Source organism: Achromobacter ruhlandii (assembly GCF_902859695.1).
GTDB classification, from domain to species: domain Bacteria; phylum Pseudomonadota; class Gammaproteobacteria; order Burkholderiales; family Burkholderiaceae_B; genus Achromobacter; species Achromobacter ruhlandii.
On sequence record NZ_CADIJL010000023.1, the window covers coordinates 32962 to 45839 of the forward strand.

Below are 12878 nucleotides of genomic sequence, written 5' to 3' on the forward strand. Positions count from 1 at the left end.
ATGCCTGCCGCCGGCCCATGCGCCCTCGCGGCAGCCGCGCGCGACTGCGGCTGGCCAGCCCTACGCCGGATAGTGCGCGTCGTCCAGCAGCATGTCCTCGAAGAACGCGCCGTAGCGGCCCTGCGGGTCGCGCAAGTGGATCTCCAGGATCCAGCGCATCTCCGATGGGCTGATCGCCAGCTCGGCGAGCGAGCCGGTATGAATTGCCGCGTGCGGGAAGTCGGATACGCGGTGGCCGGGCAGGTCGAAGTTCAGCTCCCAACCCATGGCGCGCGCCTGGCGGTCGGCGTACGCGTAGAGCGCCTGTCCGCTCAGCCGCTCGCGCAGCCAGACGCCGCGCACGTCATGGAACAGCGCCTCGGCGTCGCGGGCGCAACGCGCCTGGCCGGGGTCGTCGCCCACCACGTAGCTCTTGCCGCCATCGCCTTCCCAGGCGTCCAGGCGCGGCGCGATGTCGAGAAAGAAGATGTCGTGTTCGCCCAGCACCGCGCCGGGCGTGGACGCCTGCCGCATGGCTTTCAGGGTGTTGGCGCCGAAGCGCACCCGCGTGGGATGCCAGCTCAGCGCCATGCCGGCATCGATCAGCGTCTGCTTGGCCAGGGCGACCGCGTCTTCCTCGATCATGCCGGGGCGGATGCGCGCGGCGATGTCCTCGATGGCCTGGCGTGTCTTGTTGCGGGCCAGCAGCATGCCGTCCAGGGAAAAGGCGGGACCGACGCGTTCGCTGGGGTCGGAAGAGGGCGTTTGCATGAGGGGGTTCCTTGCTTGGCAAGCCCGGAGGGCGATGCAAGCAGTCTGGGCGCGCGCCGGGTCATCGACCAGCGCCGCGCGGCACGGATTCCGGCCAGTCTGGCGCGTCCGGAGGCCATGGCCGTGGACGGCGGCGGGTTGCGGCCGCCGTGGCACGGTTTGCGGCCAGGCTTGACGGCAGGGATCCCTTGCGCCGCAGACCTTGGGCTAAGGTAGCGTCTGGCGGCATCGTTGCCGCCTTGGTGTCCGCGCCGTGTCGCGCGGGGCCCGAGCCTCCCGCCCTCCGATCCCATGAAATCCGTCGCCATTCTCGTGTTTCCCGGCGTGCAGTCGCTGGACGTCAGCGGTCCGCTGGACGTCTTTGCCGAGGCCAACCGCTTTTTGCTGCCTGCCCGGCAGTACCGAATGGAGTTGATCGGCCTGACGCGCGGCGTGGTCCCCTGTTCCAACGGCATGCTGCTGGCGCCGCAACGCTATTACGCCGATGTCGCCGACGCGCCCGACCTGCTGTTGGCCGCCGGCGGGCCCGGCCTGCCGGCGGCGCAGGAGTCGGACGAGGCACGGGCCTGGCTGCGCGCGGCCTGCGCGCGGGCCGAACGCTACGGCTCGATCTGCAACGGTGTCTTCCTGCTGGCGCGCGCCGGCCTGCCGGCGGGCGCCACCGTCACCACCCACTGGAACGACGCGCCGGCGCTGGCGGCGCGCTATCCGGACCTGCGCGTCGAGACCGATCGGCTGTACGCGCGGGATGGCCGGCTGCATACGTCTGCGGGGGTGACCGCCGGCATCGACCTGGCCCTGTACCTGGTGGCGCAGGACCATGGGCCGAAGGTGGCGCTGAACGTGGCCAAACGGCTGGTGGTGTTCATGCATCGCGCTGGTGGACAATCGCAGTTCAGTCCGTTCCTCACGCCCTTCGTCGAGGAGACCTCGGCGGTGGCGCAGGTACAGCAGTACGTGCTGGGGCATCTGGCCGAGGATCTTGGCGTGGACGCGCTGGCGGCGGTGGCCAACATGAGCCGCCGCAACTTCTCGCGGGTGTTCCTGCGCGATGCGGGCGTCACCCCGGCGGATTTCGTGGAAAGCGCCCGGGTGGATGCGGCCCGCGCGCGGCTGGAGCGCGCCTCGGCGCCGCTCAAGACCGTGGCCTTCGATTGCGGCTTCCGGGATGCGCGGCACCTGCGCGAGGTATTCCAGCGGCGGCTGGGCGTGTCGCCCAGCCAGTATCGCGCCAGTTTCGGCTGCTGACGCGCCGGGCGGATTCAACCGCCCGCGGTTTCCGGCTTGCGGCGGCGGGTGACGCCGGTGTCGAAGCGTTCCACGCCGGGGCGCGTGGCGGGGCGGTCGAAACGCTCGACGCCGGGGCGATCGAAACGCTCCACGCCCGGCCGGGCGGCGGGGCGGTCGAAGCGTTCCACGCCGGGCCGTGTGAAACGTTCGACGCGCGGCGGGCTCTGGGTCTTGGCCTGCACGCTTTCGGCGGCGGCCTGTTCGCGCTTGGCGATGATTTCTTCGGCGCGCTGGTGGTGCGGCGCCATCTTGCGCACCATCACGCGGCCGTCGCGCGGGAAATAGTTGATGCGGCGGGCGTGTACGTCGCCCAGGTCCTGGGCCTTGACCGGGATGCCTTCGGTGCGCAGGTAGTTCAGCACGAACTGGCCGTTGCGTTCGCCGATGTTCATCTGCTGCATGGCCGACAGCACCGCGCCGCCGCCGAACACCTTGGCCTCGAGGCGGTCGCGCACCGCGCCGGCCTTGAGCAGTTCGTTGATCAACACTTCCATGGCGAAGGCGCCATAGCGCATGGTGGCCGAGGCGGGCGACTGCATGTCGCCCTCGGGCAGCATGAAATGGTTCATGCCGCCGACCCCGTTGACCGGGTCGTGGATGCAGGCGGCCACGCACGAACCGAGCACGGTCGAGATCATGATGTCTTCGTCGGTGACGTAGTACTCGTTGGGGAGTACTTTCACCGCCTGGGACTGGAACGCGCTATCGAAATAGTGGCGCGTCGCGCGGGCTTCAAGACGGGCGACCATGGGGCGGAATCAAGGGCAAGGACAACGGTTGGAACACGAAGGCGGCGCTCGGTAGGACGGGAAACGTTTCAAAATATGTAAAAACATGTCGCTTTATTCTTACACATTTGTCCTGAAATGGGGTGAAAACCTGTGTAACCGCAACTTTGTTATGTCCCTGAAAAATATGGTGGTTTGCACGCGGCGCGAGCCTTTCCGCGCCTGTCCTGACGCGTCCCAGGGGCCCCGAAGCGGAGCGCCTCATGCGGGTGCCACGATCCCGGCGCCGGGCCGGATGGGGCCACGACGGGGCAGGTGCAGCCATCGTACCCAGGGCGGGACGCGGCCGTTCCCCGGATCACGGGGACGAACGGGGGCTATACGTGGCTTTAGGCGGATCGGTCTTCAGGGAAATCGGACGAAGACCGATGCCTTTCAGAAGCGCGTGCTGCGCGTAACGGACCAGCGCGCCGACAGCGCGCCCAGGGCGGCCGAGGCGACGATGGCAGCCAGCAGCACGGGGGCGCCGGGCAAATGCAAGGCGAATTCAGCCCCATAACTGCGGGCCAGGCCGAGCAGGGCGTTGTTCAGCGGCGACAGTGCCACCGCCGCCACGCCGATGGCCAGCAGCGAGGCCAGGGCGCCGGACAGCGCGCCCAGGTACAGGAAGGGCCGCCGCACGAACGACTCGGTGGCGCCCACCAGCCGCGCCACGGCGATCTCTTCGCGCTGTGACAACGCCTGCATGCGCACCGTGTTGAACACCGTGGCCAGCACCACCACCGCCACGCAGGCGGCCAGGAAGCCCAGGCCGATGCGGGCGAAGCGCAGGATGGCCTCGAGGCGCTGGACCCAGGCGCTGTCCAGCTGCACCAGATCCACCTGGTCCCATTGCTTCCAGGCGCGCGCCAGCTTGTCGGCGCGGCCGGCCAGATCTTCGCCGTCGGCCAGCGTCACCACCACCGCGTCGGGCAGGGGATTGCCGGGCAGCACGGCCAGCGCCTGCTGCCAGGCGGGATTGGCGCGCAGGTCGGCCAGGGCGTCGTCGCGGCCGACCACGCGCACCGCGCGCACGTCGCTGGCGTACTCGCCCTGGATGCGCTTGGCGATGTCGGCGGCGGCGCCGGCCGGCGCGTCGACCCGCAGGAAGACGGTGACCTCGGGGGTGACGGACATCTGCCGCGCCACCGGCTGCACCGACACCAGGATGGCGCTGCCCAGCAGCGGCAGGGCCAGCGCCAGCGCCATCACCAGCAGGTTGGCGAGCGAGGAGAACGGCTGCTTGAGCAGCCGGCGCAGGGTGACCATGAGGGCATAGCGATGCTGCCGCAGCCAGGCGTTCATGCCGGTTCTCCGGCGATGCCGTGGCCGGCATCGGCCGGCGGCGTGGCCGGGCCGTGCGAATCGGCGAACTTGCCCGGGTCGATGCGCAGGGTGCGGGTGGCGTAGCGCGCCATGAGTTCCTGGTCGTGCGAGGCGATCAGCGTGGTGACGCCGACGCGGTTGAAGTCGCGGAACACATTCATGATGCGTTGGGCGTTGTCGTGGTCGAGGTTGGCGGTGGGTTCGTCGGCGATCAGGATGGCGGGCCGGTTGACGATGGCGCGCGCGATCGCCAGGCGCTGCTGCTCGCCGCCCGACAGTTCGATGGGGTTGAGGTCTTCCTTGCCCGACAGGCCGACCTTGTCCAGCGCGGCGCGGGCGCGCGCGGCGGCCGAGTCGCGCGGGTGGCCGGTGACCGCCAGCGGCAGCATCACGTTTTCAAAGGCGCTGCGATCGAACAGCAGGTGGGTGTCCTGCAGGATCACGCCGACAGCGCGGCGCAGGTAAGGCCGGGCGCGGGCGGGCAGCTTGTCGAGCCGCTGGCCGTTGACCTGGATCGAGCCGCGGCTGGCGGGCTCGAGCCCGCCGATCAGCTTGAGCAGGGTGGACTTGCCGGCGCCGGACGGGCCGGACACGAAAACGAACTCTCCCGCGCTGACGCGGAAGTTGATGTCGGCCAGGATATTGCGGCCGCGGCCATACGATTTGAAGACGTGCTGGAATTCGATCATGGCGGCTGTCGGATGAAGCCGCAATAGTAACTCGGGGACAGTAAGCTGGCCTAAAACGGCGTGGCGCGCACGCGGGAAAAAGTGTCCCGATGTGACGGCATCGGGCCGGAAAAGGTGACCAGTTGGACACGTTCTTCGCGGACTTAAGATCGTCCCCGTTTTTGGTGCCAAACCCCGTTTGATTTCATCCAGTGTCCCTATATTTCAAGGGAATTCCCGGATGCGGAGGCCGCTTTGCGGACGCTACCATCCGCCCCATGCGTAAAGCCCAACCCGGCCTTGCGTTCGGCTTCGCAACACCCCTACGGAGATCAAGATGAAAGTACTGAAACTCGCTGCCATTGGCACCGCCCTGTTCGCTGCGTCCGCGGCTGCCAATGCGGGTGCGACCTTCGATAACGTCAAGAAAAAAGGGTTTGTCCAATGCGGCGTTTCGACCGGCATTCCGGGATTCTCGATCGCGGACAGCAAGGGTGAATACAAGGGCCTGGACGTTGATCTGTGCCGCGCCGTCGCCGCCACCATGTTCGGCGACGCCAGCAAGTTCAAGGTCACGCCGCTGAACACGCAGCAGCGTTTCACCGCCCTGCAATCGGGCGAAGTGGACGTGCTGACCCGCAACACCACCGTCACGCTGACGCGCGACACCACCCTGGGCCTGATCGGCGTGGGCGTGAACTACTACGACAGCCAGGGCGTCATGGTCTCGAAGGACCTGAACGTCAAGAGCGCCAAGGAACTGAACGGCGCCACCATCTGCGTGCAGCCGGGCACCACCACCGAGCTGAATCTGGCCGACTGGTTCCGTGGCCAGAAGATCGAATTCAAGCCCGTCGTGATCGACAAGTACGACGAAATCATCCGCGCCTTCTCGGCCGGCCGTTGCGATGCCTTCACGACCGACAAGTCGCAGCTGGCCTCGACCCGCACCACGCTGGAGAATCCGGACAAGTACATCATCCTGCCGGAAGACTTCTCCAAGGAGCCGCTGGGCCCCATGGTGCGCCAGGGCGACGAGCAATGGTTCAACGTGATCCGCTGGTCGCTGAACGCGATGCTGGAAGCCGAGGAATACGGCATCACGTCCAAGAACGTCGATGAAATGACCAAGAGCACCAATCCCAACATCCAGCGCATCCTGGGCGTGACCCCGGGCATGGGCAAGAACCTGGGCGTGGACGACAAGTGGGCGTATAACATCATCAAGCAGGTCGGCAACTACGGCGAAAGCTTCGAAGCCACGCTCGGCAAGAGCAGCGCGATGAAGCTGGAGCGCGGCCTGAACGCCAGCTACAAGCAAGGCGGCTTGATGTACGGCTGGCCGGTGCGCTAACACACGGCTGCCCGGCATGGCGTCCGCGTGGCGCCATGCCTAGCCCGCCTTCGAGCGGGCGGCAGGAGTGGGCGGCGCGGTCTTTCGGGCCAGCCGCCCGGTGTCCGACTTCTGTAGATTCATTCATGACGACTCCCAACAAAAACGCCCCGATTTCGGCACCCCCCCGGCGTCTGAACTGGAACGATCCCGGCGTGCGCGCCGTGGTCTATCAAGTGATCGCACTGGCCGCCGTCGCCCTGGCGGTGTGGTTCCTGGTTTCAAACACGCTTCACAACCTGTCCGTGCGCAACATCGCCACGGGCTTCGGTTTCCTGCAACGCGAGGCCGGCTTCGCCATCGGCGAAACGCCCATCGCCTATACCCCCGCCGACACGTATGGCCGCGCCATCTGGGTGGGCCTGCTCAACACGCTGCGCGTGGCCGTGCTCGGCATCGTGCTGGCGACCATCCTCGGCACGCTGATCGGCGTCGGCCGGCTGTCCAAGAACTGGCTCGTGGCCAAGATCACCTCGGTCTACGTCGAAGTGATGCGCAACGTGCCGCTGCTGCTGCAGCTGTTCTTCTGGTATGCGCTGATCACCGAGAACATGCCGGGTCCGCGCCAGGCGCATAACCCGCTGCCGGGCGTGTTCATCTCCAACCGGGGCCTGAAGGTGCCGGCACTGGAGGGCAACTCGCTCGACTGGATGCTGGCCGGCCTGGGCCTGGCCATCGTCGCCATCCTGTTCCTGGGCCACTGGGGCAAGAAGCGCCAGGAAGCCACCGGCCACGTGTTCCCGCTGGGCCGCGCCGCCATCGGCCTGCTGATCGGCTTGCCGATCGTCGGCTGGCTGGTCAGCGGCGCTTCGCTGACGCTGGACATGCCGGAACTGAAGGGCTTCAACTTCAGCGGCGGCCTGACGCTGTCGCCGGAGTTCGCCGCGCTGCTGGCGGGCCTGGTGATCTACACCTCGGCCTTCATCGCCGAAGTGGTGCGCTCGGGCATCCAGGCGGTCAACAACGGCCAATGGGAAGCGGCCGGGGCCTTGGGCCTGCGCCGCAAGCAGGTGCTGCGCCTGGTGGTGCTGCCGCAAGCGCTGCGCGTGATCATCCCGCCGATGACCAGCCAGTTCCTCAACCTCACCAAGAACAGCTCGCTGGCCGTGGCCATCGGCTATCCGGACATCGTGTCGGTGGTCAACACCACGCTGAACCAGACCGGGCAGGCCATCGAGGGCATTCTCATCATCATGGGCGCGTACCTCACGGTCAGCCTGTCGATCTCGATCTTCATGAACTGGTACAACAAGCGCATCGCGCTGGTGGAGCGTTGATATGAGCAGCACTACGCATATCCCCAGTGAAGGGCTGCCGCCGCCCAAGACCCATGTCGGCGCGTGGGCGTGGCTGCGCTCGCGCCTGTTTTCCTCGCCGCTGAACATCCTGATCACGGTGCTGCTGGCGTGGTTCCTGTTGATGTCGGTGCCGGCGCTGGTCGAGTGGGCCTTCATCAAGGCCAACTTCACCGCCGCCAATGCGCAGGAATGCCGCGCCTCGGTGGGCGGGGCCTGCTGGGCCTTCATCATCGAGAAGCACCGGCTGATCCTGTTCGGCACCTATCCGTACGACGAGCAATGGCGGCCGCTGATCGCGACCATCATCCTGGTCGCGGTGATCGTGTGCAGCGGCATCCGTCGTTTCTGGAACTGGAAGCTCGCCATCATCTGGACCGTCGGCCTGACCGCCGTGGCGATCCTGATGTGGGGCGGCGTGCTGGGCCTGACCTACGTCGAGAACGCGCGCTGGGGCGGCCTGCCGCTGACGCTGATCCTGTCGACGTTCGGCATCGCCTTCGCCTTCCCGATCGGCGTGCTGCTGGCCCTGGGCCGGCGCTCGAAGATGCCGGCCATCAAGGCGCTGTGCGTCGTGTACATCGAGCTGATCCGCGGCGTGCCGCTGATCAGCCTGCTGTTCATGTCGTCGGTGATGCTGCCGCTGTTCCTGCCCGAAGGCTTCTCCATCGACAAGCTGCTGCGCGCGCAGATCGCGATCATCATGTTCGCGGCCGCGTACATCGCCGAAACGGTGCGCGGCGGGTTGCAGGCGATCCCCAAGGGCCAGTACGAAGGCGCCGACTCGCTCGGCCTGAACTACTGGCAGCAGATGCGCAAGATCATCCTGCCGCAGGCGCTCAAGATCGTGATCCCGCCGCTGGTCAGCATTTTCATCGCGCTGTTCAAGGACACGTCGCTGGTGGTGATCATCGGCATCTTCGACCTGACGCTGGCGGCCAAGGCGGCCCTGTCCGACGCGGCATGGCGCGGATTCGGGGTGGAGGCGTATCTGTTCATCTCGCTGATCTACTTCGTCTTCTGCTTCTCCATGTCCAAATACAGCCAGGCGCTGGAAAAACGCCTGGCCACCGGTCACGCACGATAGAACCTTGCCGCGGGCCCGCCACGGGCGGGCCCGCAACGCGATATTTACGGGAGTACAGGCATGTCTGATGCCATCATTCGACTGCAGGACGTGAACAAGTGGTACGGCCAGTTCCACGTGCTGCGCAACATCAACCTGGACGTGGCGCCGGGTGAGCGCATCGTGGTGTGCGGGCCGTCCGGCTCGGGCAAGTCCACCATGATCCGCTGCATCAACCGGCTCGAAGAGCACCAGAAAGGCCACATCATCGTGGACGGCACGGAGCTCACCAACGACCTCAAGCACATCGAGACCATCCGCAAGGACGTCGGCATGGTGTTCCAGCACTTCAACCTGTTCCCGCACCTGACGGTGCTGGAGAACCTGACGCTGGGCCCGATGTGGGTCTTGAAGAAGCCGCGCGCCGAAGCCGAGGCCACGGCCATGAAATACCTGGAACGCGTGCGCATCCCGGACCAGGCCAAGAAATTCCCCGGCCAGCTCTCGGGCGGCCAGCAGCAGCGCGTGGCCATCGCCCGTTCGCTGTGCATGAGCCCCAAGATCATGCTGTTCGATGAGCCGACCTCGGCGCTGGACCCGGAAATGGTCAAGGAAGTGCTGGACGTGATGGTCAACCTGGCCCAGGAAAGCGGCATGACGATGCTGTGCGTGACCCACGAAATGGGCTTCGCGCGCAAGGTCGCCAACCGCGTCATCTTCATGGACCGCGGCGAGATCATCGAGCAGAACAGCCCGGACGAGTTCTTCGACCACCCGCAGAACGAGCGCACCAAGCTGTTCCTGAGCCAGATCCTGCATTGAGGCCGGGCGCCGCCGCGCGCCGCGACCCCAACCGGAGCCGCCTTCCCTGGAAGGCGGCTTTTTTTTAGGCGTCGGCCGTTGGCGAGGCGGCGCGAAAGGGAAAGCGCCGAGCACGCCGGGGTGGCCGGCGCACGTTGTTTCCAGTCGGCCGGGGCGCGCCGTTCACGGGAAAAGCGCTCGGTTCTCCCGGTAGCCCTTTGTTACGCCGTTCACCCCGCTGCGGTATGCTACCGACCGCCATCGATGCAATGAGAGGAGCAAACCAGATGAAACAGACCCCCCGCGGCGCGATGCGCCGCGTCCTGCTGGGCGGCGCCGCGGCCCTGGCCGCCACGCTGACCCTGGGCGCGCCCGCGCTGGCGCAGAACACCGATTTTCCCACCAAGCCGCTGCGCTTCGTGGTGCCTTACCCGCCCGGCGGCCCGCTCGACACCATGGCCCGCATGCTGGCCGAGAAGGTGCGCGGCTCGCTCGGCCAACCCGTCGTGGTGGAAAACCGCTCGGGCGCCGGCGGCAACATCGGCGCCGACCTGGTGGCCAAGGCCCCGGCCGACGGCTACACCCTGGTGATGGGCGCCGTCGCGACCCACGCCATCAACCCCTGGCTGTTCGCCAACCTGCCCTATGACCCGGTGAAGGACTTCGCCCCGGTCACCATCGTGGCGTCGGTGCCGAACGTGCTGGTGATGAACGTCGAGTTCGCCGCCAAGAACAAGATCGAGAAGCTGTCTGACCTGATCGAGTACGCCAAGAAGAATCCGGGCAAGCTGAACTACGGTTCCGGCGGCAACGGCAGCGCCGGCCACCTGTCGGGCGAGCTGCTCAAGGCGCGCGCCGGCATCAACGTCGAGCACATTCCCTACCAGGGCGCGGCCCCGGCGCAGCTGGCGCTGCTGTCGGGCCAATCGGACTTCATGTTCGACAACCTGGCGGCCTCGGCTCCGCTGATCAAGGACGGCAAGGTCAAGGCGCTGGCCGTGACCACGGCCAAGCGCTCGTCGCTGCTGGCCGACGTGCCGACGGTGGAAGAGTCGGGCATCAAGGGCTTCGACCTGGGCACCTGGTTCGGCGTGTTCACGACCGGCGGCACGCCGGCGCCGGTGGTGGCCAAGCTGAACAAGGCCTACGCGGAAGCGATGCAGCAGCCCGACGTCAAGCAGCGCCTGCTGACGATGGGTTCGGAAGCGCCGCCCATGACGCCCGAAGCCTTCGCCGAGTTCGTCAAGAACGAGAAGGCCAAGTACCAGGAGATCGTGAAGATCTCCGGCGCCAGCCTGAACTGAGGCCGGCGCGCCTGGCGCGTTCCGTCGGGAACGCGCCTGTCCGCATGACGCCCGCCGCGAGCGGGCGATGCATCCGCCGGGGGCCGCGATCGCGGCCCTCGCGCTTTGTTCCTGTCTTGTGGTTATCCGCGCGGGGCGGCCAGCAGGCCGTCCACCAGCCGCGCCAACAGCTTGCGGTCGGTTTCCAGGTCGGTGCAGCCGTACTGGTCGGCCTCGCGGTTCACCCAGGCGTCATGCGCGCGCCACTGGTCGCCCACGGCGTCCAGCCGCAGGGCGTAGATCCAGATGCCGGTCCAGCTGCGATGAAAACGCAGCACGCCATCATCCAGGTAGATGAACCACTTGTCTTCCATCTCCGCGGGGATGCGCCCCTGGCGCAGCCGCGCGTATTGCTCGGCCGTGTAGACGGCGTCGAACGGCAGCCTGGCGCGCTTCTTCGGCGCGGGCAGGTGTTTCCAGGATGCGGCTTGGGCGTCGGGCATGGCAACCGGTTTGATCTATGCTGGCGGGATGCGCGCACGCTCGGAAGTCCGCGGGCGCGACCCCTCGCATACTAAGGCCAGAATCATGCATTTGTCCCCCGCCATTCCCATCCTGCGCATCTTTTCGGTCGAGAAGGCGCGCGAGTTCTACCTGGATTTCCTCGGCTTCGAGTGGGACTGGGAACATCGCTTCGAACCGGGCCTGCCGCTGTACGCGCAGGTGCATCGCGGCGAGCTGGTGCTGCACCTGAGCGAGCACTACGGCGATGCCACGCCGGGCGCGGCCATCTTCGTGCGTACCACCGGCGTTGACGATTACCAGGCCGAGCTGATCGGCAAGCAATACGGCTACGCCCGCCCGGGCGTCGAGGATGCGCCCTGGGGCCGGCTGCTGAAGGTCACCGACCCGTTCGGCAACCGCCTGACGTTCTGCGAATCGCAAGACTGAGTCCGCGAGCCGCGCTACCCGGGCGCGCGGCTCACATGCCCAGGTAGCGCCGCGCCCGCTCCAGCGTTCCTGGCGGATCCGCGGCGTCAGGTCCTCGGCGGCTACATCTTGCAGTCGGCCGCGTGCACATCGGTGTGGTCGCGGGCGATGACCTTCAGGTTCCTGTAGACCAGCTTGCCGTCCGCGCCGGCCTCGATGTGCAGCAGATACCAGTCCTGCACCGGATGCTGGTTGGGGCCGAACTTGAACTTGCCGCGCACGCTGGGGAAGTCGGCGCGCCGCAGCGCGTCGCGGAACGCGTCGGCCTTGCCGGTGATGTCGCCGTCCACGGCCTTCAGGCCCGAGGCGATCAGGTTGGCGGTGTCGTAGGCCTGCGCCGCATAGGCGGTGGGCGCGCGGTTGTAGGCCTTGGTGAAGGCCTCGACGAAGTGCCTGTTCTGCGGGTTGTCCAGGTCCGCGCTCCACAGCGAACTCAGGTAGAAGCCCTTGCCGGCGGTGCCGGTGGCGGCCAGCATGCGTTCGTCCATCGAGTAGATGGGCGTGATCATCTTGATCTTGTCGGCCAGGCCGGAGTTGGCGTATTGCTTGGTCAGGTTGATGCCGGCGCCGCCCGGGTGGAACTGGAAGATGGCGTCCGGGTTGAGCGAGCGGATGCGCGCCAGCTCGACCGAGAAGTCGGCCTGTTCGAGCTTGGTGTAGATCTCCTCGGCGATCTCGCCCTTGTAGGTGCGCTTGAAGCCGGCGACGGCGTCGCGCCCGGCCTGGTAGTTCGGCGCCATGACGACGACGCGCTTGGCGCCCAGCTCGTTGGCGGCGATGCCGGCGGTGTCGGCGTACGAGTCGTTCTGGAAGGCGACGGCGAAGTAGTTGGGGTTGCAGGCCTTGCCGGCGTAGTTGGAGGGACCGGCGTTCAGGCTGACGTAAAAGCCGCCGGCGTTGAGCACCGTCGGCCCGACCGCCGCCATGACGTTGGAGAAGTTCACGCCGGTGAACAGGCGCACGCCGCCCTGCACCATCTTGTCGGCGATCTGCTTGGCGTTGGCCGGCTTGAGCGCGTCGTCCTCCACGCGCACGTTGACCGGCACGCCGCCGAGCTTGCCGCCGCCTTCCTTGACCGCCAGCATGAAGGCGTCGCGCTCGTCCTCGCCGATGTAGCCGGCCGGCGTGGACAGCGTGCCGATGAAGCCGATGTCCACGGGTTTCTGCTGGGCCTGGATGCCGCCGGCGGCCAGTGCCAGCAGCAGCGCGGCGCCGCCGCGGGTGATGCGTGTCGTCATGGTTGTCTCCT

Annotated in this window: 13 protein-coding genes; 7 read left to right on the plus strand and 6 right to left on the minus strand. The window is 67.1% G+C overall.

The features are described from left to right. Window positions 1-60: 60 nt before the first annotated feature. Window positions 61-750 carry a M24 family metallopeptidase gene (locus HV742_RS22810; protein ID WP_175146431.1) on the minus strand — a complete coding sequence of 230 codons (690 nt, stop codon included), beginning with the start codon at window positions 748-750 and terminating at the stop codon, window positions 61-63. 291 nt (window positions 751-1041) lie between these two features. Between HV742_RS22810 and HV742_RS22815 the strand changes: the two genes are divergently transcribed. Further along, the gene (locus HV742_RS22815) at window positions 1042-1998 is read left to right on the plus strand and encodes a GlxA family transcriptional regulator (RefSeq protein ID WP_175146432.1); all 957 of its coding nucleotides are present in this window, start codon (window positions 1042-1044) and stop codon (window positions 1996-1998) included. A 14-nt stretch (window positions 1999-2012) separates the two neighbouring features. Here HV742_RS22815 and cheD read toward each other — a convergent pair whose 3' ends face one another. From cheD to HV742_RS22830, 3 genes are all read right to left on the minus strand, one after another. Then, window positions 2013-2789: a chemoreceptor glutamine deamidase CheD gene (cheD, locus tag HV742_RS22820; RefSeq protein ID WP_100503929.1), complete on the minus strand. Its 777-nt coding sequence runs from the start codon at window positions 2787-2789 to the stop codon at window positions 2013-2015. Window positions 2790-3203: 414 nt separating this feature from the next. After that, window positions 3204-4112, minus strand: a complete 909-nt coding sequence (locus HV742_RS22825) for a cell division protein FtsX (protein ID WP_049070971.1) — start codon at window positions 4110-4112, stop codon at window positions 3204-3206. Beyond that, the gene (locus HV742_RS22830) at window positions 4109-4822 is read right to left on the minus strand and encodes a cell division ATP-binding protein FtsE (RefSeq protein WP_175146433.1); all 714 of its coding nucleotides are present in this window, start codon (window positions 4820-4822) and stop codon (window positions 4109-4111) included. Before HV742_RS22830 ends, HV742_RS22825 begins: the two co-directional genes overlap by 4 nt. Window positions 4823-5138: 316 nt before the next feature. Between HV742_RS22830 and HV742_RS22835 the strand changes: the two genes are divergently transcribed. From HV742_RS22835 to HV742_RS22855, 5 genes are all read left to right on the plus strand, one after another. After that, entirely contained in the window at window positions 5139-6155 is a 1017-nt protein-coding gene (locus tag HV742_RS22835) for an amino acid ABC transporter substrate-binding protein (RefSeq protein ID WP_006386905.1), read from the plus strand. 125 nt (window positions 6156-6280) lie between these two features. Beyond that, entirely contained in the window at window positions 6281-7471 is a 1191-nt protein-coding gene (locus HV742_RS22840) for an amino acid ABC transporter permease (protein WP_054483562.1), read from the plus strand. A gap of 1 nt (window position 7472) precedes the next feature. Continuing rightward, entirely contained in the window at window positions 7473-8576 is a 1104-nt protein-coding gene (locus tag HV742_RS22845) for an amino acid ABC transporter permease (protein WP_059269209.1), read from the plus strand. A gap of 60 nt (window positions 8577-8636) precedes the next feature. Next, window positions 8637-9377, plus strand: coding sequence for an amino acid ABC transporter ATP-binding protein (locus HV742_RS22850; RefSeq protein ID WP_049070976.1), 741 nt, complete (start codon window positions 8637-8639; stop codon window positions 9375-9377). A gap of 266 nt (window positions 9378-9643) precedes the next feature. Then, window positions 9644-10660 carry a Bug family tripartite tricarboxylate transporter substrate binding protein gene (locus HV742_RS22855; RefSeq protein WP_059269210.1) on the plus strand — a complete coding sequence of 339 codons (1017 nt, stop codon included), beginning with the start codon at window positions 9644-9646 and terminating at the stop codon, window positions 10658-10660. A 122-nt stretch (window positions 10661-10782) separates the two neighbouring features. On the opposite strand, the gene HV742_RS22860 is transcribed toward HV742_RS22855, so the two are convergent. Next, window positions 10783-11142 carry a hypothetical protein gene (locus HV742_RS22860; protein ID WP_175146434.1) on the minus strand — a complete coding sequence of 120 codons (360 nt, stop codon included), beginning with the start codon at window positions 11140-11142 and terminating at the stop codon, window positions 10783-10785. An 85-nt stretch (window positions 11143-11227) separates the two neighbouring features. On the opposite strand from HV742_RS22860, the gene HV742_RS22865 reads away from it, so the two are divergent. Then, complete coding sequence (locus tag HV742_RS22865; RefSeq protein WP_049070980.1) at window positions 11228-11590, plus strand: glyoxalase superfamily protein; 363 nt, start codon at window positions 11228-11230, stop codon at window positions 11588-11590. A 101-nt stretch (window positions 11591-11691) separates the two neighbouring features. Here HV742_RS22865 and HV742_RS22870 read toward each other — a convergent pair whose 3' ends face one another. Beyond that, a complete protein-coding gene (locus tag HV742_RS22870) occupies window positions 11692-12867 on the minus strand; it encodes an ABC transporter substrate-binding protein (RefSeq protein WP_175146435.1) in 1176 nt (391 codons plus the stop codon). Window positions 12868-12878: the final 11 nt, after the last annotated feature.

Excerpts from the sequence above, each read along its gene's own strand:
- HV742_RS22835 (WP_006386905.1), top strand. The coding sequence starts at position 5,139 with ATGAAAGTACTGAAACTCGCTGCCATTGGCACCGCCCTGTTCGCTGCG.
- cheD (WP_100503929.1), bottom strand. The coding sequence starts at position 2,789 with ATGGTCGCCCGTCTTGAAGCCCGCGCGACGCGCCACTATTTCGATAGC.
- HV742_RS22840 (WP_054483562.1), top strand. The coding sequence starts at position 6,281 with ATGACGACTCCCAACAAAAACGCCCCGATTTCGGCACCCCCCCGGCGT.
- HV742_RS22830 (WP_175146433.1), bottom strand. The coding sequence starts at position 4,822 with ATGATCGAATTCCAGCACGTCTTCAAATCGTATGGCCGCGGCCGCAAT.
- HV742_RS22845 (WP_059269209.1), top strand. The coding sequence starts at position 7,473 with ATGAGCAGCACTACGCATATCCCCAGTGAAGGGCTGCCGCCGCCCAAG.
- HV742_RS22855 (WP_059269210.1), top strand. The coding sequence starts at position 9,644 with ATGAAACAGACCCCCCGCGGCGCGATGCGCCGCGTCCTGCTGGGCGGC.
- HV742_RS22860 (WP_175146434.1), bottom strand. The coding sequence starts at position 11,142 with ATGCCCGACGCCCAAGCCGCATCCTGGAAACACCTGCCCGCGCCGAAG.
- HV742_RS22865 (WP_049070980.1), top strand. The coding sequence starts at position 11,228 with ATGCATTTGTCCCCCGCCATTCCCATCCTGCGCATCTTTTCGGTCGAG.
- HV742_RS22810 (WP_175146431.1), bottom strand. The coding sequence starts at position 750 with ATGCAAACGCCCTCTTCCGACCCCAGCGAACGCGTCGGTCCCGCCTTT.
- HV742_RS22815 (WP_175146432.1), top strand. The coding sequence starts at position 1,042 with ATGAAATCCGTCGCCATTCTCGTGTTTCCCGGCGTGCAGTCGCTGGAC.
- HV742_RS22850 (WP_049070976.1), top strand. The coding sequence starts at position 8,637 with ATGTCTGATGCCATCATTCGACTGCAGGACGTGAACAAGTGGTACGGC.
- HV742_RS22825 (WP_049070971.1), bottom strand. The coding sequence starts at position 4,112 with ATGAACGCCTGGCTGCGGCAGCATCGCTATGCCCTCATGGTCACCCTG.
- HV742_RS22870 (WP_175146435.1), bottom strand. The coding sequence starts at position 12,867 with ATGACGACACGCATCACCCGCGGCGGCGCCGCGCTGCTGCTGGCACTG.